Here is a 19,922-nt window from a genome sequence, read left to right on the forward strand (position 1 = left end):
TGTTAAGACACAAATTAGGTTAGGTTGAGGAGTTTATAGTGAAAAAGTGGTTATGTGCCGCAGGCCTCGGTTTAGCATTGGCTGCTTCAGCCAGCGTTCAGGCTGCTGACAAGATTGCCGTTGTTAACGTTTCCAGCATCTTCCAACAATTGCCGCAGCGTGAAACCGTTGGCAAGCAGTTGGAAAACGAGTTCAAAGGCCGTGCTTCTGAACTGCAATCGATGGAAAACGACTTACAGACCAAGATGCAGAAGTTGCAGCGTGATGGCTCTACCATGAAAGCGAGCGATCGCAGCAAAATGGAAAAAGACGTCATGGCACAGCGCGAGCAGTTCTCAACGAAAGCACAGGCTTTTGAGCAGGACAACCGTCGTCGTCAGACTGAAGAACGCAACAAAATCCTGAGCCGTATTCAGGATGCTGTGAAAGCCGTTGCAACCAAAGAAGGTTATGATGTCGTGATTGACGCTAACGCCGTTGCGTATGTCGCCAATGCTAAAGACATTACTGCTGATGTGCTGAAACAGGTTAAATAATACATGTATTCAATTCGACTGGACGCGTTAGCTCAACAGTTGGATGCACAATTGCACGGTGATGGCGATATCGTCATCACCGGTGTTGCTTCTATGCATTCTGCAAAAACTGGGCAAATTACGTTTCTTTCCGACAGTCGTTACCGTGAGCAACTGGCCGGGACGCAAGCATCTGCGGTCGTGCTGACGGAAGCGGATTTACCTTACTGTCAGGTTGCTGCGCTGGTAGTGAAAAATCCTTATCTGACCTATGCTCGCATGGCTCAGTTGCTGGATACAACACCGCAGCCGGCAACCGATATTGCCCCGAGTGCAGTTATTGCTCCCGATGCGACGCTGGGTCAACAGGTGTGTGTCGGTGCCAATGCCGTCATCGAATCTGGCGCACAGTTGGGTGATGGTGTTGTTATTGGCCCTGGCTGTTTTATCGGTAAAGATGCCCGCATTGGTGCCGGTACCCGTTTGTGGGCAAATGTCACAATTTATCACCGCGTTGAGCTGGGTGAGCACTGTTTGATCCAGTCTGGGACCGTGATCGGTTCTGACGGCTTTGGCTATGCTAACGATCGTGGCAACTGGGTGAAGATCCCGCAGTTGGGAACGGTCAGAATTGGCGATCGGGTTGAGATTGGCGCGAGTACAACCATCGATCGTGGTGCGTTGGATGATACCGTCATTGGCAATGGTGTTATCATTGATAACCAATGTCAGATTGCGCACAACGTCGTGATTGGCGACAATACCGCGGTAGCGGGTGGCGTCATTATGGCGGGGAGCTTGAAAATTGGTCGTTATTGCATGATCGGCGGTGCCAGCGTGATTAACGGGCACATGGAGATCTGCGATAAAGTGACGGTAACGGGAATGGGGATGGTCATGCGACCAATCACTGAACCTGGGGTATACTCTTCGGGTATTCCTTTGCAACCCAATAAAGTATGGCGCAAAACTGCAGCGCTGGTGATGAATATTGATGAGATAAGCAAACGGTTAAAAGCCGTTGAACGAAAAGTCGATAACGTTTAATCACTCGCGTTTTATTTGCGGCCTGCCTGAAGACACCTAATTTAGGGTCTGCGCAGGCCGTGTTGTTGATGGCATCAGTTTTTTATGGACAGGAAGAGTATTTTGACTACTGACACTCATACTCTGAATATTGAAGAGATTTTAGAATTATTACCGCACCGTTTCCCATTTTTGCTGGTTGATCGGGTACTGGATTTTGAAGAAGGGAAGTTTCTGCGGGCGGTGAAAAACGTCTCTTTCAACGAACCCTTCTTTCAGGGGCATTTCCCGGGCAAACCGATTTTCCCCGGCGTGTTGATTCTGGAAGCCATGGCTCAGGCCACCGGTATTCTGGCGTTTAAAAGCGTGGGTAAACTGGAGCCGGGTGAGCTGTATTACTTCGCAGCTGTTGACGAAGCGCGTTTTAAGCGCCCGGTACAGCCAGGCGATCAAATGATCCTTGAAGTTGAATTCATTAAAGAGCGTCGCGGCGTTGCGCGCTTTAAAGGTGTTGCCAAAGTTGATGGCGAAGTGGCCTGTGAAGCGTCAATGATGTGTGCTCGTCGTCGGGAGTCCTGATAACGTGATTGATCAAACCGCCTTTATTCACCCTAGTTCGATTGTTGAAGACGGTGCCATTATTGGTGCTGGCGTTCATATTGGCCCGTTCTGCTATATCGGTTCTCAGGTTGAGATCGGTGCAGGGACGGTGCTGAAATCGCATGTCGTCGTCAATGGTGTCACTAAAATTGGTCGCGACAACGAAATCTATCAGTTCACGTCAATTGGTGAAGTGAATCAGGATCTCAAATATGCCGGGGAACCGACCCGCGTTGAGATTGGCGATCGTAACCGCATCCGTGAAAGCGTCACGATTCATCGTGGTACGACGCAGGGCGGTGGGTTGACTAAAGTCGGTAGCGATAACCTGTTGATGATCAACACGCATATCGCACACGACTGCGTAGTGGGTAATCGTTGTATTCTGGCGAATAACGCGACGCTGGGCGGCCACGTTTCCGTCGATGATTTTGCAATTATTGGTGGGATGACGGCTGTGCACCAGTTCTGCATTATCGGTGCTCACGTTATGGTGGGTGGGTGCTCTGGTGTGGCGCAAGACGTACCGCCGTATGTGATTGCGCAGGGTAACCACGCGACGCCATTTGGTCTGAACATTGAAGGGCTGAAACGTCGTGGATTCGAAAAAGAAACGCTGCATGCGATCCGTAACGCATACAAACTCCTCTACCGTAGCGGTAAAACGCTGGATGAGGTAAAACCGGAAATCGAAGCGCTGGCGGCTGAATACCCAGCGGTGCAGGCATTTACCGATTTCTTTGCCCGTTCTACTCGCGGCATCATTCGTTAATCCATGACATCACGTCCTTTGACTATTGGGCTGGTCGCCGGAGAAACTTCCGGCGACATCCTTGGCGCGGGCCTGATCCGGGCGCTAAAAGAAAAGGTGCCGAATGCACGGTTTGTTGGTGTAGCCGGGCCGCGTATGCAAGCTGAAGGCTGTGAAGCCTGGTATGAAATGGAAGAGCTGGCCGTCATGGGGATTGTTGAAGTTCTCGGACGTCTTCCTCGCCTGCTGAAAATTCGGCGAGATTTAACCCAGCGCTTTAGCGATCTCCAGCCCGATGTCTTCGTGGGCATTGATGCACCTGATTTCAATATCACGCTGGAGGGCAACCTCAAACAGCGTGGTATCAATACTATTCACTATGTCAGCCCATCCGTGTGGGCGTGGCGTCAAAAACGTGTTTTCAAAATAGGTAAAGCGACCAATCTGGTGCTGGCTTTCTTGCCTTTTGAAAAAGCGTTTTACGATCGTTTCAATGTACCTTGTCGCTTTATCGGCCATACGATGGCTGATGCGATGCCGTTGCATCCTGATAAGCTGGCAGCGCGCGCGACGTTGGGTATTGCGCCCGATGTGCATTGTCTGGCGCTGCTGCCGGGCAGCCGTGGCGCTGAAGTTGAAATGCTTAGCGCGGATTTCCTCAATACGGCTGTGCTACTGCGCCAGCATTTTCCCGATCTGGAAATCGTGGTTCCGCTGGTCAACAGCAAGCGGCGTGAACAGTTTGAGCGGATAAAAAGTAGCGTTGCGCCCGATCTGCGCGTGCACCTGCTGGATGGGCAGGCGCGTGAAGCCATGATTGCCAGTGATGCAGCACTATTGGCATCCGGTACGGCGGCGCTGGAGTGTATGCTGGCTAAATGCCCGATGGTTGTCGGTTATCGCATGAAGCCTTTTACCTTCTGGCTGGCACAGCGCTTGGTCAAAACGCCATGGGTGTCGTTACCTAATTTGCTGGCAGGGCGTGAGCTGGTGGCAGAGTTGCTACAGACTGACTGTACTCCGGATAAGCTCGCCGCCGCACTGTTGCCGCTGTTTTCCGATACGGACAAAATGGCTGAGCTACGCACAACATTTGTGGATTTGCATCAGCAAATCCGCTGTAACGCCGATGAGCAAGCGGCTCAGGCGGTGCTGGAATTAGTAAAGCCTTGTTAATAAAAGCATGTTAATAAAACCATGAGCGAAATATTTATTTACCCGCAGGCGACCTGTATCGCTGGCGTTGATGAAGTGGGCCGTGGCCCTTTGGTTGGCGCAGTCGTGACGGCGGCGGTGATTCTTGACCCAACTCGGCCTATTGTCGGGCTGGCGGACTCCAAACAGCTGAGTGAAAAACGTCGGCTGGCGCTCTATGATGAAATTAAAGAGAAAGCGTTGGCGTGGAGCCTTGGTCGTGCGGAACCGGAAGAAATTGACCAACTGAATATTCTGCATGCTACGATGCTAGCGATGCAGCGTGCGGTGGCCGGGTTGTCTATCGTGCCAGATTTTGTTCTCATTGACGGTAACCGTTGCCCGGCATTGCCGATGCCTGCTCAGGCAGTGGTTAAAGGGGACAGCCGCGTGGCAGAAATCAGCGCGGCTTCGATCATGGCGAAAGTCACCCGCGATCGTGAGATGGTTGAATTGGATCAACGCTTCCCCGCTTATGGCTTTGCCCAACACAAAGGGTATCCAACGGCTTTTCATCTGGAGAAACTGGCTGCACTGGGTGCCACTGAGTTTCACCGTCGGAGCTTCGCGCCGGTCAAGCGTGCATTAGGGCTGGCGTAAAACATCATCATTCACTCTCTGTGTTGTGATATGACTATTGCAACGCTGACTAATCGATAAATTCTGGGATCTGGATATGGCCGAACCACGTTTTGTTCACCTGCGTGTTCACAGTGACTATTCCATGATCGATGGGCTGGCCAAAGTCGGTCCGCTGGTAAAAAAAGCGGCGGCGCTCGGTATGCCCGCGCTGGCGATTACCGATTTTACCAACCTGTGTGGACTGGTTAAATTCTATGGCGGCGCACATGGCGCTGGGGTCAAACCTATCATCGGCGCGGACTTCTATGTCGAAAGCGATGAATTAGGGGATGAACTGGCGCATCTCACTGTGCTAGCCATGAACAATGAAGGCTACCAGAATCTCACGCTGCTGATTTCCCATGCTTATCAACGAGGCTATGGTGCTGCCGGGCCGACAATTGACCGTGATTGGCTGATTGAGCATCAGGAAGGTCTGATTCTTTTGTCGGGTGGTCGCCGTGGTGATGTCGGTCGATTTTTGCTGCGCGGTAACCAGACGCAGGCCGAACAGTGTCTGGCCTTCTATCAGGAACACTTCCCCCAGCGTTACTATCTGGAACTGATCCGCACGTCCCGCCCCGATGAAGAAAGCTATTTGCACGCGGCCGTCGAGCTGGCGACGAAGCACGGGATACCCGTGGTGGCGACCAATGAAGTGTGTTTTATCAGCACCGATGATTTTGACGCTCACGAAATCCGCGTAGCGATTCACGACGGCTACACGCTTGATGACCCCAAACGCCCGCGTAATTACAGCCCGCAGCAGTACATGCGTTCCGAAGAGGAAATGTGCGAGCTGTTTGCGGATATCCCTGAAGCGCTGGCGAACAGCGTTGAAATTGCCAAGCGCTGTAACGTGACGATTCGTCTGGGCGAATATTTCCTGCCGCAGTTCCCGACGGGCGACATGACCACGGAAGATTTTCTGGTTGAGTGCTCGAAAAAAGGGCTGGAGGATCGCCTCGAATTCCTGTTCCCCGACCCGGAAGTGCGCGCTGAGCGTCGGCCTGAATATGATGAGCGTCTGGATATTGAACTGGGCGTTATCAACCAGATGGGGTTCCCCGGTTACTTCCTGATCGTCATGGAATTTATCCAGTGGTCGAAGGATAACGATGTGCCTGTTGGCCCAGGACGTGGTTCCGGTGCGGGCTCATTGGTCGCCTACGCGCTGAAAATCACCGATCTGGACCCGCTGGAATTCGACCTGCTGTTCGAACGTTTCCTCAACCCTGAACGTGTCTCCATGCCTGACTTCGACGTCGATTTCTGCATGGAAAAACGCGACAAGGTCATCGATCACGTCGCGGAAATGTACGGGCGTGATGCGGTATCGCAGATTATCACCTTCGGTACGATGGCGGCGAAAGCGGTGATTCGTGACGTCGGGCGCGTGCTTGGACACCCTTATGGCTTTGTCGATCGCATTTCAAAACTGGTGCCGCCCGATCCGGGCATGACGCTGGAAAAAGCGTTTGCCGCCGAACCGCAATTGCCGGAAATTTATGAAGCTGATGAGGAAGTTAAGGCCCTCATCGATATGGCGCGCAAGCTCGAAGGGGTCACGCGTAACGCCGGTAAACATGCGGGTGGGGTGGTGATATCCCCCACCAAGATTACCGATTTCGCGCCGCTGTATTGCGATGCGGAAGGGAACCATCCGGTTACCCAGTTCGATAAGAACGACGTGGAATATGCCGGGCTGGTGAAGTTCGACTTCCTCGGCCTGCGTACGCTGACCATCATCGACTGGGCGCTGGGGATGATTAACGCCCGTCGCGCGAAGCAAGGGCTGGAGCCGATTGATATTGCCGCGATTCCGCTCGAAGATAAGAAAAGCTTCGATATGCTGCAACGCTCGGAAACCACCGCGGTATTCCAGCTTGAATCGCGCGGCATGAAAGACCTGATCAAACGTCTTAAGCCCGACTGCTTTGAAGATATGATCGCACTGGTGGCGCTGTTCCGCCCCGGCCCGCTGCAATCCGGCATGGTAGATAACTTTATTGACCGTAAGCATGGTCGTGAAGCGATCTCGTATCCTGATATCGAATGGCAGCACGAGTCACTCAAGCCCGTGCTGGAGCCGACCTACGGCATTATCCTGTATCAGGAACAGGTCATGCAGATCGCACAGGTTCTGGCGGGCTATACGCTGGGCGGCGCGGACATGCTGCGTCGTGCGATGGGGAAAAAGAACCCGGTCGAAATGGCGAAGCAGCGTGGTGGCTTCGAAGACGGTGCTAAATCTCGCGGCGTGAACGGCGAACTGGCGGTTAAGATTTTCGACCTGGTGGAAAAATTCGCCGGTTACGGCTTTAATAAATCTCACTCCGCGGCTTATGCGTTGGTGTCTTACCAAACGCTGTGGCTGAAAGCGCATTATCCGGCAGAATTCATGGCGGCGGTGATGACGGCCGATATGGACAACACGGATAAAGTAGTCGGTCTGGTTGATGAATGCTGGCGGATGGGGTTAAAAATCCTGCCCCCAGACATCAACAGCGGGCTGTATCACTTCCACGTTAACGACGATGGCGAGATTGTTTACGGCATCGGCGCGATTAAAGGTGTGGGGGAAGGTCCGATTGAGGCGATTATCGAAGCGCGTAATCAGGGCGGCTATTTTAGAGAGCTGTTTGACCTCTGCGCGCGTACCGACATTAAAAAGCTGAACCGCCGCGTGCTGGAAAAGCTGATTATGTCTGGGGCGTTCGACCGTCTGGGGCCGCATCGCGCCGCGCTGATGAATTCATTGCCTGATGCGCTGAAGGCCGCCGATCAGCACGCGAAAGCGGAAGCCATTGGTCAGGTGGATATGTTCGGCGTGCTGGCCGATGCGCCAGAGCAGGTTGAGCAATCTTACAGCACCGTGCCACCGTGGCCGGAACAGGTGGTGTTGGATGGCGAGCGTGAGACGCTGGGGCTGTATCTGACCGGTCACCCGATCACGCAATATATTAAGGAAATTGAACGCTATGCCGGTGGCGTGCGTTTGAAAGATATGCACCCGACGGATCGGGGTAAAATGACCACTGCCGTTGGGCTGGTGTTGGCGGCTCGCGTCATGGTCACCAAACGGGGTAACCGTATTGGTGTCTGTACATTGGACGATCGTTCCGGTCGGCTCGAGATTATGCTGTTTACCGATGCATTGGAAAAATATCAGCATTTACTTGAGAAAGACCGTATCCTTATCGCCAGTGGACAGGTCAGCTTTGATGACTTCAGCGGCGGGCTTAAAATGACCGTCCGAGAGTTAATGGATATCAGTGAAGCGCGGGAAAAATACGCGCGCGGGCTTGCTATCTCGCTGACTGACAGGCAAATTGATGACCAGCTATTAAACCGTCTCCGCCAATCGTTGGAACCCCATCGATCGGGGACGATCCCAGTGCATCTCTATTACCAGCGTGAAGATGCGCGCGCCCGACTACGTTTCGGCGCAGCATGGCGTGTAACGCCTGCCGATGCGCTACTGAACGAGCTGCGCACATTAGTGGGTAATGAGCAGGTGGAACTGGAATTTGACTAATATAGGAATACTATGAGTCTGAATTTTCTTGATTTTGAGCAGCCGATTGCAGAGTTGGAAGCGAAAATTGACTCGCTGACCGCAGTCAGCCGTCAAGACGAAAAATTAGATATTAATCTGGACGAAGAAGTCCAGCGCCTGCGTGAGAAGAGCGTTGAACTGACGCGCAAAATCTTCGCCGATTTGGGTGCCTGGCAGGTTGCGCAATTAGCGCGCCATCCACAACGTCCTTATACGCTTGATTATATTAAGCATATCTTTACCGACTTTGATGAATTGGCTGGCGATCGTGCCTATGCCGATGATAAAGCCATTGTCGGCGGGATTGCCCGTTTGGATGGGCGTCCGGTGATGATCATTGGTCATCAGAAAGGACGTGAAACCAAAGAAAAGATTCGCCGTAATTTCGGCATGCCTGCACCGGAAGGCTATCGCAAAGCGCTGCGCCTGATGGAAATGGCCGATCGCTTCAAGATGCCGATCGTTACCTTCATCGACACGCCGGGCGCTTATCCGGGCGTTGGCGCAGAAGAACGCGGTCAGTCTGAGGCTATCGCGCGCAACTTGCGTGAAATGTCGACGCTGCGTGTGCCAATCATCTGTACCGTTATCGGCGAGGGTGGTTCCGGTGGTGCGTTGGCTATCGGCGTGGGTGACAAGGTCAACATGCTGCAGTACAGCACCTACTCGGTTATTTCGCCGGAAGGCTGTGCGTCTATCCTGTGGAAGAGTGCCGATAAAGCGCCGCTGGCGGCGGAAGCGATGGGCATCATTGCGCCGCGCCTGAAAGAGCTGAAACTGATCGATACCGTGATCCCTGAGCCGTTGGGTTCGGCGCACCGTAACGTTCCAGCGATGGCAGAGTCTCTGAAAGCACAGCTGCTGGCCGATTTGCTCGACCTCGACGGCCTGACAGAAGAAGAACTGTTGAACCGCCGTTATCAGCGTTTGATGAATTATGGCTATTGCTGATAAGGTGATTGTCTGATTGATGTGTTATCAATCAGTCGATTCTGGCGTTACTCTGAAAATCCGTTGTCAGAAATGACAGCGGATTTTTTGCTATGAGGGTTTGAAGCATGCTGAAGCTGCTTGATGTCCACCACATTGCGGTGATTGCCTCTGACTATGAACGCAGCAAGGCGTTTTACTGTGATGTGCTGGGGTTTACGTTGAACAACGAGGTCTACCGTGAAGCGCGGCAGTCGTGGAAAGGGGATCTCTCGCTGAATGGGCGTTACACCATTGAGCTATTTTCTTTCCCGCATCCCCCATCGCGAGTCAGTCGGCCGGAAGCGTGCGGTTTACGTCATCTGGCCTTTGCCGTGGCGGACGTTGAACAGGCCATTGCCTCGTTGGTGCAGGCTGGCGTTATTTGTGAGCCTGTACGGATCGATCCTGAAACGCAGCGACGTTTCACGTTTTTCTCCGATCCTGACGGCTTGCCCTTAGAACTGTATGAGATCTGATACTGTGGATTGCACTGAACCTGATGATGGATTGCTCCAGACGATTGTGACGCAAACGGTTGGATGTCGATCGATCCTGCTGGCTTACAGCGGTGGCCTGGACTCTAGCGTGCTATTGCATCTGCTGGTGGCTGTGCGTCAGCGTTCTGGATTGCCTATTCGCGCGGCTTATATTCATCATGGTCTAAATCCGCTGGCCGATAGCTGGGCTGAACATTGTCGCCAGCAGTGTGAACGCTGGCAGGTGCCGTTTGCCTCGCTGCCGGTGAAGGTTGAGGCGCAGAACGGCGGCATTGAAGCCGCAGCCAGAGCGGCGCGCTATCAGGCGCTGCAAGCGCATCTACAAGACGGGGAAACCTTGCTGACGGCGCAGCATCTTGATGATCAAAGCGAAACTTTTTTACTGGCGCTTAAACGCGGCAGCGGGCCTGCCGGATTATCTGCGATGGCGGCTAGCACCCTTCTCGGTGACAGTACTCTTCTCGGTGACAATACAACGCTCGGTCAGCATCGTCTTGTGCGCCCGCTGTTAGGCATTTCTCGCCTCCAACTGGAAGCGTATGCACAGCGGCATCAGCTTGGCTGGATTGAAGACGACAGCAATCAGGATGAACGTTTCGACCGCAATTTTCTACGTCGCCAAATCTTACCGCGATTGACGCAGCGCTGGCCGCATTTTCCCTCCGCCGTGGCACGTAGCGCCCAGCTTTGTGCCGAACAGGAACAACTGCTCGATGAGCTACTAGAGGAATCATTGCAGGCGCTATGCCAGCCGGATGGCGCGCTGAGCATTGACGGTCTGATACCGCTGAGCCCAGTGCGTCGTTTTGCACTCCTGCGGCGCTGGCTGGCGCAGCAAGGATCAACGATGCCTGCGCGTGAACAGCTACAACGGCTCTGGGATGAGGTTGCGACAAGCCGTCAGGATGCGGAACCGGTATTGCAACTGAATCAGATGCAGATCCGCCGTTTTCGCCAACATCTCTACCTGCTACCGCTGATGTCGTCACTCAAAGACCGCATTATCCCGTGGCAATCGCCGTCATGCCCGTTGTCGCTACCCGATAATCTGGGCACGTTGTCGTTGGCCGATAGCGGTGTGGCGATTCGTGCACCGGAAAACGGTGAGTCGGTGAGTATTCGCTTTTCGACCAGTGGAACCGTGCATATTGTCGGCAGGGCGCACGGGCGGCAAATCAAAAAACTCTGGCAGGAATTGGGTGTTCCGCCCTGGTGGCGCGACCGTACACCGCTGGTGTTTTATAACGAGCAACTGATTGCGGCGGTGGGGCGATTTGTCACGCGAGAAGGGCAGACGAAAGAGAACCAGCCAGTGTGGCACATTCTTTGGGAGAAGAAAGCTTGGGAAAAGAGATCTTGGGAAAAGAAAGCCTGAGGGAAAAACTGAAGTTGGCAGGCTCAGAATAAAAACGGACAACCTGCGTTGTCCGTTTTGGAAGCATTTATTCAGCGTTTGCCGCTAAATGAAAGGAGAAGCCTGTCAGGATTCGCTGACAACGACTTTCCCGATTTCAGGATGACTGAAACTGACGATGTGATCGAGACGCAGTTCGCGTGTTGTGCCGGAGGCTTCAATCACCAGATATTCGATCTGCTTACGTGAGATCATATCACTGGCTTTACCAGTCACAACTTCACCATCACGTAGTTCCAGCGTCAGCGTCAGATTCTGCTGACAGGTGGCTTCCAGGCTGTCGTAATCATCACAGTTGATGGGTTGATATTCATTACTCATTGACATAATCACTCACCAATAAGTTAGCGGCGGCAAAAGCAGCCTGTTCCCTGACGGAGGATGGCAACGCCTCATTTGCGGCAATGCCATCCAGGGTTTTCAAAACACAACCCAGCGAATCGGGTATATAGCCCAGATCGCCACTGGCGATCTCTGCGTATAAGCGACGTACTAATTCACAGTATTCTTGCACTATATCCTCCCTTAAAAGCTTAGCTCGGTAGATATTCATGCATCATCACTTGCTGTGGTGCGCGATGTTGTAAGCCTACGAAGATAAACTCTATTTATCAAACCGACTATAGCATAGGGATTAACAGGATATCAGTAGTCCTTAGATGCCTAATCTATCGGATACGTGGCAGATATCACCTTTACTGTGAGGATGGCGCTAACTCAAGTAAACTAGGAGGGAATAAAGACGAGGTCACTGATGGCATTAAAAGCAACGGTTTACAAAGCAGCAATCAATATTGCCGATATGGATCGGAATTTTTTCCACGATGCGAACCTGACAATAGCGCAGCATCCGTCTGAAACTGAGCAACGCATGATGCTGCGGCTTTTAGCGTGGATCTGCCACGCTGATGAAAATCTGCGCTTTACCAAAGGGCTTAGCGCAGATGACGAACCGGAAATCTGGCGACGTAATGATACGATGGAGCTGGAATTGTGGATTGAGTTAGGCCTGCCAGATGAAAAGCGTCTGAAGAAAGCCTGCAACCAGTCCCGTGCCGTGGTGCTGTATGCCTACAGCGAGCGTGCGGCACAGGTTTGGTGGAGTGCAATATCGGGCAAGGTTTCTGGATACAAGAATCTGGCTGTCCGCTTTTTAGATGACAATCAACTGACTCAGCTTGCCGGACTAGTCCAGCGCACCATGTCACTACAGGCAACGATACAGGACGGCACGATCTGGTTGTCTGACGATAAGAATAGTCTTGAAATAACATTTTCTGAGTGGAAAATTCCTCAGACTCAGGGATGATGACAAGTTGGGGACGTTACAGCGTATTGAGTAAGAACGGGAAAACAGGACAGAGGGACAGAAAAATAATGATGAAAAAACTGGCTATCGGTGTGCTGTTGATTGCGGGGATTTCTGGGTTGATCGGGTGTCATACCCGTTCACAAGTTCAGGAAGAGCCCCTTAAACCAATGGCGCAAAGCTATCGTGGCGTTTTACCCTGTGCGGACTGCGAAGGGATTGATACGTCACTATTTTTGGAAAAAGACGGGACGTTTATTCTGCACAAGCAATATAAGACGACCAGACCAGGAGAGACCGTTTTCGCTTCCTATGGCCAGTGGCGTCGCACGGCAGATAAGCTGGTGTTGACGGAGCGGTCAGGAGAAAAACATTACTTCCGCCCCGTTAATAAAGGGCTGGAGCTGTTGGATGAACAGGGGCTGCCCATCAATTCGCCGCTTCCTCGTCAATTAACGGTGTCCGAACAACCGCTGCCCAAAACGCCTATGCTGATGAAGGGGATGTACCGCTATATGGCGGATGTCGCGACGTTTTCCGATTGTGCGACGGGAAAAACCTTCGTGATGGAAGATAGCGCCGAGCTGGAAAGACAATATTTTCGCATAAGAAATACAGCCGGTCAGCAGGTACTGCTTCTTCTCCCTGCTCATTTTGCCGTCATTCCGTCGATGGAAGAGGGCAAAATGATTAAGGCCATAGTACCTGATGGTAGCAATAAAGCCTTGATGAATGCGGAGCTAAACTGCGATTCATAGACTAACGTGATGGTGAAAAGAAAAGGCACTGATTTCAGTGCCTTTTTGCTATCGATTTGTCTCGCGCTAACTCGCGTTAGAGCATTTTCTTTAGCTGATAAAGCCAATCTAACGCCTGACGTGGCGTGAGCGCATCAGGATCGATGGCCTCCAGCGCTTCAATGGCCGGTGACGGCTCATCATTACTCAACAGCGCTAGCTGCGCGCCGTCAATATGACTGGATGACGCATTATTCGATAGCGTTTCCAGCTCTTTCAACTTCTGGCGGGCGCGCTTAATCACTTCTTTCGGAACACCCGCCAGTGCGGCGACGGCTAGACCGTAACTTTTGCTGGCTGCGCCGTCTTGTACGCTGTGCATAAAGGCGATGGTATCGCCGTGTTCGCGGGCATCTAAATGGACATTCACCACGCCTTCCATTTTTTCCGGTAAGGTGGTTAGTTCAAAGTAGTGCGTTGCAAACAGCGTCATGGCTTTGATGCGGTTCGCCAGATTCTCGGCGCAGGCCCATGCCAGCGACAGGCCGTCATAGGTTGAGGTGCCACGGCCGATTTCGTCCATCAGTACCAGACTATTTTCCGTTGCGTTGTGCAGGATATTCGCCGTTTCCGTCATTTCTACCATGAAGGTAGAGCGGCCAGAGGCCAGATCGTCTGCTGCACCTACGCGGGTGAAAATACGGTCGACGGGGCCAATGATCGCCTGATCCGCTGGCACAAAGCAGCCGATATGCGCCATCAGCACAATCAGTGCAGTCTGACGCATATAGGTACTTTTACCCCCCATGTTGGGACCAGTAATGATCAGCATACGACGCTGTGGCGATAGCGATAGGGGATTCGAAATAAACGGCTCGCGCAGTACCTGCTCGACGACGGGGTGACGACCGCCTGTAATTTTGATGCCGGGTTTGTCACTCAGCGTCGGGCAGACGTAATTCAGCGTATCGGCTCGCTCGGCTAGGTTTGCTAGCACATCCAACTCGGCCAGTGCTGCTGCACTTTGCTGGAGCTCCGCTAAATGAGGCAACAGCAAATCAAAAAGTTCATCGTAGAGCGCTTTTTCCAGTGCCAGTGCCTTGCCCTTTGAGGTCAGAACCTTGTCTTCGTATTCTTTCAGCTCGGGAATGATATAGCGCTCGGCATTTTTCAGCGTCTGGCGACGGACATAGTGGATCGGCACCAGATGGCTCTGGCCTCGGCTAACTTGAATGTAGTAGCCGTGCACACCATTGAAGCCGACTTTCAGCGTATCAAGCCCCAGTTTTTCACGCTCGCGAATTTCCAGACGATCCAGATAATCGCTGGCACCGTCAGCCAACGCACGCCACTCATCTAATTCTGCATGGTAGCCCGGTGCGATGACCCCACCGTCGCGTACCAGCACCGGCGGTGCTTCGACAACGGCGCGTTCCAGCAAATCACGCAGTTCATCAAATTGGCCAATCAGGCTGACCAAACGGCGAACAGAGTCGGTCTCCAACGGCGCAAGCTGTTCGCGAATATCGGGAAACTGCTGGAAAGCATGGCGCATACGCGCGAGATCGCGTGGGCGTGCCGTGCGTAAAGCAAGGCGTGCCAGAATACGTTCCAGATCGCCGACCTGCCGCAAATAGGGTTGTAGATCTGGCGTGATCTCCTGCAACGCGCTGATGGCCTGTTGGCGTTGTTTGAGCGCATCAACATCGCGGCTAGGCATATGAATCCAGCGCTTCAGCATCCGGCTGCCCATTGCCGTCACAGTGCAATCTAGTACGGCAGCCAGCGTATTTTCCACACCGCCGGACAGATTTTGCGTCAGTTCAAGGTTACGGCGCGTTGCCGCATCCATGATGATGCCGTCCTGCTGGCGCTCCATGGTAATGCCACGAATATGCGGTAGCGAAGTACGCTGGGTGTCTTTCGCGTATTGCAGCAGGCATCCTGCTGCCCGCAGCGCGAGCTTTGCCTGCTCGACGCCAAAGCCGGTTAGATCGCGAGTACCAAATTGCAGGTTAAGCTGCTGGCGCGCGGTATCGGGTTCAAATTCCCACAGCGGACGGCGGCGGAGTCCATGACGATTTTCGATCAAATCCATGGACTCAAAGGATTCTGGGTAGAGTAATTCTGCTGGATTGGTGCGCTGTAACTCGGCCGCCATGGTTTCCCGGTCTGCTGGCTCGCTCACGCGAAAACGTCCAGAGCTGATGTCCAGCGTGGCGTAGCCAAATCCCCGGCTGTCCTGCCAGAGCGCTGCCAGCAGGTTGTCCTGCTTTTCCTGCAACAGTGCTTCGTCGCTGATGGTGCCTGGTGTAACGATGCGTACGACTTTGCGCTCAACGGGACCTTTGCTGGTGGCGGGATCGCCAATCTGTTCGCAGATAGCGACGGATTCGCCCATTTGCACCAGTCTGGCAAGGTAGTTCTCGACGGCATGATGAGGAACGCCCGCCATCGGGATCGGTTCCCCTGCGGAAGCGCCGCGTTTCGTCAGCGAAATATCCAGCAGTTGAGAAGCCCGTTTGGCATCGTCATAGAACAGCTCGTAAAAATCGCCCATGCGGTAAAACAGCAGGATTTCTGGATGCTCAGCCTTTAGCCTAAAGTACTGCTGCATCATCGGCGTATGGGCGGTGAAGTCCTTCTCTGTGGCTTCATTCATATTGATTTTACTCAGTCTTAACGCTTTTGTTCGTTCAGATGATAGCGCAGGGTTGGATGGTCAACCTTACTGACGGCTCGTCACCTGAGCATCGAAATGGAATGCCAGAAGTATACTGGCTGGCAGATGAAAAACATCACCTGCGAGTGCGCTATCTTAGCATTGATAGCCGTTATTTGACGTCAACGCGACGTTACCAGACTGAGACAAGGATGCGTATCTGATTTTTCTACTATTGTTGGGGTGCGCGAGGCGGCTCGCAAGTTTGCTCTGAAGAGGTATACCCGTAATACTTCAAGCCGCAGGTGCGTTGGCTGCGTTCACTCACCCGAATCACTTACCTGAGTAAGCTCATCGGGACTCCTTCTCTTGCCGCCTTCCTGCAACTCGAATTATTTGGGGTATATAAGGTCAATAAAATGAAGATGAATACAACCGGGAAGCAATCAATGTTGTTGAGCTTATAATGGGTGACATTTTTGCCTAATGCCGCAGTCAATCATAGGGTAAGATTGCAGTAGTAAAAGAACAAACAATCAAGGGAATGGATGATGGATAAAAGAGCACTACTCTTAAAATCAGGGCTGACAGTCAGGGAGCTACTTCGCCTGAAAAATAATTACGTCTATGTCACAAACGATAATTTTAAATTTAATACCCCAACGAAGAAAGCCGAGTCCTTTACAGACTATGTTTTTATCGTTACTCGTTTATGCTGGAAATCAATGTATCTTCCTGTCTTCATGAGTCTATTTTTTTCTATTTATGATTTTTATAAAAATGGGAATGTAGTTGCAAGTATAACAGTGTTTTTAATTCTTTTTTCTGTAATTGTTTTTTGCGTATTAAAGGTTGAGAGTGATTTTTATAATATCCGCATAATCACGGTTGTAAAATTAATTAAATTTAGAATGGTAATTTTTTTTACTAACTAATTTTATTTCAACCTTATTCAAATTCGAGATTGGTTATTGGAAATGGTTTGTGCGAGGGAGTGCATATGAATAAAAGAGCGCTAATCTTGAAATCAGGATTGAGTGTCAGGGAATTACTTCGCCTGAAAAATAACTATGTAGATACAAAAAATAGGGCTTATGGGAAAAATATAAAAATAAAAGACATTGAGTCTTTTTCTGATTATATTTATTTCATTGCATATCTGTGCTGGAATGAAATGCTGATGCTTTTTCTTATGTCTCTGGGGTTTGCTATTTATGGTTACTATGAGCATGGTGTTGCAATAAATAGTATAAAAATATTTTTATTAATTTATGGAATTGCGTTTGTCAGTTTTATGAAAGCTAAAAGTGAAAACTACAAAATCACAATGATTATGATGATTAAATTAATCCCTCTGCGGGTTTTAAATTCATTTAATTATTTAGTCAGGTTTTAAATGATATGTGATTTTTGTACTTGTGGAGTTAGCAATGACATTTGTCATTGCTACAGAGAAGTGATGAGCCTAATGTCTTTAGGCTAAAGAATCATTTATCGCCTAAGCGGTAATTTTCATCTGTAAATTCAGCATATATTTTGTAGGCAGAACCCCCTACCATATAAACCTTCATTATGCTGCTTGCCGCAGTATATTTTGGTTTAAAGTCGGCATGAGCATATTTGAATAGTTTTGTTGTTCCTGGTTTATCCATAAAACCTCGTGAAGCTAATCGGGTAGGACTGTCTACTAAGACTGGTGTCCTTAAAGATGCGTAAATGGTGAGTGACAAATCACCAACACTATACAGAGCATCCCCGATATCTTTATTATACCCGGCTAAAGATGCAAGGCCTCTGTATATGTCTCTGACTGTTCCCGAACTATATTCCCCATCATGGATAATAGGACTTAATGATTCATAGATGTTATTGCCGCCATGAGAAACTAATAAAACCCCGAATGATTTAAAATGCTTTACACTGAGATATTTTCCCAATCGATAGAATTGAACTCCCATAAATGCCTGAAAACCACCCGAAACAACACCAGATGCAATTTTGGTGTATTTTAAAACACCCTGGTCTTCAAATATATCCGTAACGATATATTTTACATAATCACCGGTTCGTAGTTTTTGGTAGTCTCTTTCTGTTTCTTCACGCTCGGTTACCAATTCATGCAGGATATGATTTTTATCAAAAAAACTAATTGTTGATGACCTGAGTTTCATCTCTGTTTCATTGATGAAATCCTCAATTTCACGAAGATAACGCATTCTTAATGTTTTATCTTGAATGAAAAAAGAGGAAGCCAACAGAGCAACCCTCCTCAGGCGGTTGCTTTCCTCTAAAAAGTGAAATTGATGGGATGAATCAATACTCATGTTAATACTCCACATCTTTCCATAAGATATAAGAGCTTGTCCGAGCGACCACATGCTCCCATTCAATCGATGCGAACTTAAATGAAATGTTCTCTTGTGGCTGTAATTCGTTATGCGTTAATGAGTTTGGGGCGAAAAAACGGATATCATTGATAACCGCATCTCTTAACACCAGTTTAAAATAGAGTTCATTACCACCTGATTGAGAAGTTCTGTAAAAAAAGAACTCACAGGTTAGTTTTTCATTACCATTCAATGCCTGTGCCAGAAGCGGGGTGGTTTTATCTATTGGTTTTCTGATTTCGACAGGGGAGAGTGAAACGTTATCTTGTCTTGTTATCTGGTTCATTAACTCATAAACAAAAATTTCATCTTCATGGGAAGCCTGATATTTATTGCCTATGGAATCTGCACTTGAACAGCCCGCAGAGATCAGACCTTGTTTGATGCCGGTGAGTTTCAGATAGATCAAATTTGCCATTATTTATTCCTTAACGTTGTCCATAATCCTGCCCCATAAATCCTTTTTCCTTGGGATGAGTAATTTCTGCATTTTTTAGTTAATGAGTCAATAGCGGTTATCGTGCGATGTGTATGATTTAAAATGGTTATTTTGATTATAATTATCGTATAAATTATATATTCATGGGTTTGTTTTTAGTGAGGCATACATCGAAAATGTAGACCATAGGTATACTAAAAATCGGTAATTAAAAATTTATTATATATTTATCAATGAGTAATATATAAAAATCAATACTGCTGCATCATGGGGGGCGGTGAAGTCCTTCTCTGTGGCTTCATTCATATTGATTTTACTCAGTCTTAACGCTTTTGTTCGTTCGGATGATAGCGCAGGGTTGGATGGTCAACCTTACTGACGGCTCGTCACCTGAGCATCGAGATGGAATGCCAGAAGTATACTGGCTGGCAGATGAAAAACATCACCTGCGAGTGCGCTATCTTAGCATTGATAGCCGTTATTTGACGTCAACGCGACGTTACCAGACTGAGACAAGGATGCGTATCTGATTTTTCTACTATTGTTGGAGTGCGCGAGGCGGCTCGCAAGTTTTCCCGACATCGGTGTTATGCCTCGCGCTTATTCGTTATTCTGCGTTTGCTTCAATATCCTGGGTTTTTCGCCAGCTAGGCAGATTTTTCAGCCGCTGTGAATAGCGTTGAATATTGGGGAAACGATCGGCTGGAACGAGCCGCTCCACGACGGTATTGATAACGAAACCGAGCATAATATCCGCGCCGGTTAGCGTATCGCCCACGATAAATTCTCTTGAGGACAGTGTGTCGTCTAAAAATGAAAAGACTTTATCGAATTCGTTGTCAGCGTAACGCTCAAGGAAATTCAGTGTGGTGCCAGTGTTCTTTTCAAATTCGCCAAAGATCTTCAATAAAACCGGCAACATGGCGGAGCTTTCTGCAAAGTGTACCCACTGAAGATAATCAATATATTCGGCTGAGCTTGCCTCTGGGGCTAAGTGTTTTGCGTGGCGATTGATCAGGTATTCAACAATCGCGCCGGATTCTGCGATGACTTTGCCATCTTCTTCAATCAATGGTGATTTACCTAAGGGATGTATCGCTTTCAATGACGCTGGTGCCAGGTGCGTTTTCTCATCCCGCTGATATCTGACAAGTTCATAAGGTATCCCGGCTTCTTCAAGTAACCAGAGGATACGAACAGACCGAGAATCATTAAGATGGTGTAATGTTAATCCCATAT

19 protein-coding genes are annotated in these 19,922 nt (G+C 50.0%); 13 read left to right on the forward strand and 6 right to left on the reverse strand.

The genetic code is table 11. The annotated features are described in order from the left end of the window. The first annotated feature begins 38 nt into the window (after nt 1-38). The 10 genes from skp (at nt 39) to tilS (ending at nt 11,110) form a co-directional block, all read left to right on the forward strand. Nucleotides 39-536, forward strand: a complete 498-nt coding sequence (gene skp, locus EDI29_RS00565; protein ID WP_010296419.1) for a molecular chaperone Skp — start codon at nt 39-41, stop codon at nt 534-536. A 3-nt stretch (nt 537-539) separates the two neighbouring features. Then, nucleotides 540-1,562 (forward strand): UDP-3-O-(3-hydroxymyristoyl)glucosamine N-acyltransferase, encoded by a 1,023-nt coding sequence (gene lpxD / locus EDI29_RS00570; protein ID WP_137739293.1) that lies wholly within the window; start codon nt 540-542, stop codon nt 1,560-1,562. An 84-nt stretch (nt 1,563-1,646) separates the two neighbouring features. Then, nucleotides 1,647-2,120: a 3-hydroxyacyl-ACP dehydratase FabZ gene (gene fabZ, locus EDI29_RS00575; protein ID WP_170309992.1), complete on the forward strand. Its 474-nt coding sequence runs from the start codon at nt 1,647-1,649 to the stop codon at nt 2,118-2,120. A 4-nt stretch (nt 2,121-2,124) separates the two neighbouring features. Further along, a complete protein-coding gene (gene lpxA, locus EDI29_RS00580) occupies nt 2,125-2,913 on the forward strand; it encodes an acyl-ACP--UDP-N-acetylglucosamine O-acyltransferase (protein ID WP_107168772.1) in 789 nt (262 codons plus the stop codon). A gap of 3 nt (nt 2,914-2,916) precedes the next feature. Next, nucleotides 2,917-4,068, forward strand: coding sequence for a lipid-A-disaccharide synthase (lpxB, locus tag EDI29_RS00585; RefSeq protein WP_137739294.1), 1,152 nt, complete (start codon nt 2,917-2,919; stop codon nt 4,066-4,068). 21 nt (nt 4,069-4,089) lie between these two features. Then, entirely contained in the window at nt 4,090-4,686 is a 597-nt protein-coding gene (rnhB, locus tag EDI29_RS00590) for a ribonuclease HII (protein WP_137739295.1), read from the forward strand. Between the two features lie 76 nt (nt 4,687-4,762). After that, a complete protein-coding gene (dnaE, locus tag EDI29_RS00595; RefSeq protein WP_137739296.1) occupies nt 4,763-8,245 on the forward strand; it encodes a DNA polymerase III subunit alpha in 3,483 nt (1,160 codons plus the stop codon). A 12-nt stretch (nt 8,246-8,257) separates the two neighbouring features. Then, entirely contained in the window at nt 8,258-9,217 is a 960-nt protein-coding gene (gene accA / locus EDI29_RS00600; RefSeq protein WP_107168776.1) for an acetyl-CoA carboxylase carboxyl transferase subunit alpha, read from the forward strand. A gap of 107 nt (nt 9,218-9,324) precedes the next feature. Further along, the gene (locus tag EDI29_RS00605) at nt 9,325-9,714 is read left to right on the forward strand and encodes a VOC family protein (RefSeq protein ID WP_137739297.1); all 390 of its coding nucleotides are present in this window, start codon (nt 9,325-9,327) and stop codon (nt 9,712-9,714) included. Next, on the forward strand, nt 9,704-11,110 hold the full coding sequence (gene tilS, locus EDI29_RS00610; RefSeq protein WP_137739298.1) for a tRNA lysidine(34) synthetase TilS: 1,407 nt from the start codon (nt 9,704-9,706) through the stop codon (nt 11,108-11,110). The genes EDI29_RS00605 and tilS overlap by 11 nt, the downstream gene beginning before the upstream one ends. A gap of 105 nt (nt 11,111-11,215) precedes the next feature. Here tilS and rof read toward each other — a convergent pair whose 3' ends face one another. Beyond that, nucleotides 11,216-11,476 carry a Rho-binding antiterminator gene (gene rof / locus EDI29_RS00615; protein WP_137739299.1) on the reverse strand — a complete coding sequence of 87 codons (261 nt, stop codon included), beginning with the start codon at nt 11,474-11,476 and terminating at the stop codon, nt 11,216-11,218. After that, on the reverse strand, nt 11,463-11,663 hold the full coding sequence (locus EDI29_RS00620) for a YaeP family protein (protein WP_015731006.1): 201 nt from the start codon (nt 11,661-11,663) through the stop codon (nt 11,463-11,465). The genes rof and EDI29_RS00620 overlap by 14 nt, the downstream gene beginning before the upstream one ends. Before the next feature lie 240 nt (nt 11,664-11,903). Here EDI29_RS00620 and EDI29_RS00625 point away from each other — a divergent pair, with 240 nt between their 5' ends. Both EDI29_RS00625 and nlpE read left to right on the forward strand, forming a co-directional pair. Next, nucleotides 11,904-12,458, forward strand: coding sequence for a YaeQ family protein (locus tag EDI29_RS00625; RefSeq protein WP_137739300.1), 555 nt, complete (start codon nt 11,904-11,906; stop codon nt 12,456-12,458). Between the two features lie 68 nt (nt 12,459-12,526). Continuing rightward, on the forward strand, nt 12,527-13,216 hold the full coding sequence (gene nlpE, locus EDI29_RS00630; RefSeq protein WP_137739301.1) for an envelope stress response activation lipoprotein NlpE: 690 nt from the start codon (nt 12,527-12,529) through the stop codon (nt 13,214-13,216). A gap of 76 nt (nt 13,217-13,292) precedes the next feature. Here the strand turns inward: nlpE and mutS are convergent, their stop codons facing one another. After that, nucleotides 13,293-15,857, reverse strand: a complete 2,565-nt coding sequence (gene mutS, locus EDI29_RS00635) for a DNA mismatch repair protein MutS (protein WP_193555627.1) — start codon at nt 15,855-15,857, stop codon at nt 13,293-13,295. Nucleotides 15,858-16,857: 1,000 nt separating this feature from the next. Between mutS and EDI29_RS00640 the strand changes: the two genes are divergently transcribed. Next, a complete protein-coding gene (locus EDI29_RS00640; RefSeq protein WP_137739302.1) occupies nt 16,858-17,253 on the forward strand; it encodes a hypothetical protein in 396 nt (131 codons plus the stop codon). A gap of 91 nt (nt 17,254-17,344) precedes the next feature. Here the strand turns inward: EDI29_RS00640 and EDI29_RS00645 are convergent, their stop codons facing one another. The 3 genes from EDI29_RS00645 to EDI29_RS00655 all read right to left on the reverse strand — a co-directional run bounded on the left by EDI29_RS00645 (nt 17,345) and on the right by EDI29_RS00655 (nt 19,920). Further along, complete coding sequence (locus EDI29_RS00645) at nt 17,345-18,181, reverse strand: DUF4225 domain-containing protein (protein WP_167494464.1); 837 nt, start codon at nt 18,179-18,181, stop codon at nt 17,345-17,347. Between the two features lies 1 nt (nt 18,182). After that, a complete protein-coding gene (locus EDI29_RS00650) occupies nt 18,183-18,662 on the reverse strand; it encodes an Hcp family type VI secretion system effector (protein ID WP_137739304.1) in 480 nt (159 codons plus the stop codon). Between the two features lie 628 nt (nt 18,663-19,290). Then, nucleotides 19,291-19,920 (reverse strand): glutathione S-transferase family protein, encoded by a 630-nt coding sequence (locus EDI29_RS00655; protein ID WP_137739305.1) that lies wholly within the window; start codon nt 19,918-19,920, stop codon nt 19,291-19,293. Between the last annotated feature and the right edge of the window lie 2 nt (nt 19,921-19,922).

The sequence above is a fragment of the Pectobacterium polonicum genome, assembly GCF_005497185.1.
Classification (GTDB): domain Bacteria; phylum Pseudomonadota; class Gammaproteobacteria; order Enterobacterales; family Enterobacteriaceae; genus Pectobacterium; species Pectobacterium polonicum.

Excerpts from the sequence above, each read along its gene's own strand:
- tilS (WP_137739298.1), top strand. The coding sequence starts at position 9,704 with ATGAGATCTGATACTGTGGATTGCACTGAACCTGATGATGGATTGCTC.
- EDI29_RS00655 (WP_137739305.1), bottom strand. The coding sequence starts at position 19,920 with ATGGGATTAACATTACACCATCTTAATGATTCTCGGTCTGTTCGTATC.
- EDI29_RS00650 (WP_137739304.1), bottom strand. The coding sequence starts at position 18,662 with ATGGCAAATTTGATCTATCTGAAACTCACCGGCATCAAACAAGGTCTG.
- rof (WP_137739299.1), bottom strand. The coding sequence starts at position 11,476 with ATGTCAATGAGTAATGAATATCAACCCATCAACTGTGATGATTACGAC.
- EDI29_RS00625 (WP_137739300.1), top strand. The coding sequence starts at position 11,904 with ATGGCATTAAAAGCAACGGTTTACAAAGCAGCAATCAATATTGCCGAT.
- accA (WP_107168776.1), top strand. The coding sequence starts at position 8,258 with ATGAGTCTGAATTTTCTTGATTTTGAGCAGCCGATTGCAGAGTTGGAA.
- mutS (WP_193555627.1), bottom strand. The coding sequence starts at position 15,857 with ATGAATGAAGCCACAGAGAAGGACTTCACCGCCCATACGCCGATGATG.
- EDI29_RS00645 (WP_167494464.1), bottom strand. The coding sequence starts at position 18,181 with ATGAGTATTGATTCATCCCATCAATTTCACTTTTTAGAGGAAAGCAAC.
- nlpE (WP_137739301.1), top strand. The coding sequence starts at position 12,527 with ATGATGAAAAAACTGGCTATCGGTGTGCTGTTGATTGCGGGGATTTCT.
- lpxB (WP_137739294.1), top strand. The coding sequence starts at position 2,917 with ATGACATCACGTCCTTTGACTATTGGGCTGGTCGCCGGAGAAACTTCC.
- EDI29_RS00605 (WP_137739297.1), top strand. The coding sequence starts at position 9,325 with ATGCTGAAGCTGCTTGATGTCCACCACATTGCGGTGATTGCCTCTGAC.
- fabZ (WP_170309992.1), top strand. The coding sequence starts at position 1,647 with ATGGACAGGAAGAGTATTTTGACTACTGACACTCATACTCTGAATATT.
- EDI29_RS00640 (WP_137739302.1), top strand. The coding sequence starts at position 16,858 with ATGAATAAAAGAGCGCTAATCTTGAAATCAGGATTGAGTGTCAGGGAA.
- lpxD (WP_137739293.1), top strand. The coding sequence starts at position 540 with ATGTATTCAATTCGACTGGACGCGTTAGCTCAACAGTTGGATGCACAA.
- dnaE (WP_137739296.1), top strand. The coding sequence starts at position 4,763 with ATGGCCGAACCACGTTTTGTTCACCTGCGTGTTCACAGTGACTATTCC.
- rnhB (WP_137739295.1), top strand. The coding sequence starts at position 4,090 with ATGAGCGAAATATTTATTTACCCGCAGGCGACCTGTATCGCTGGCGTT.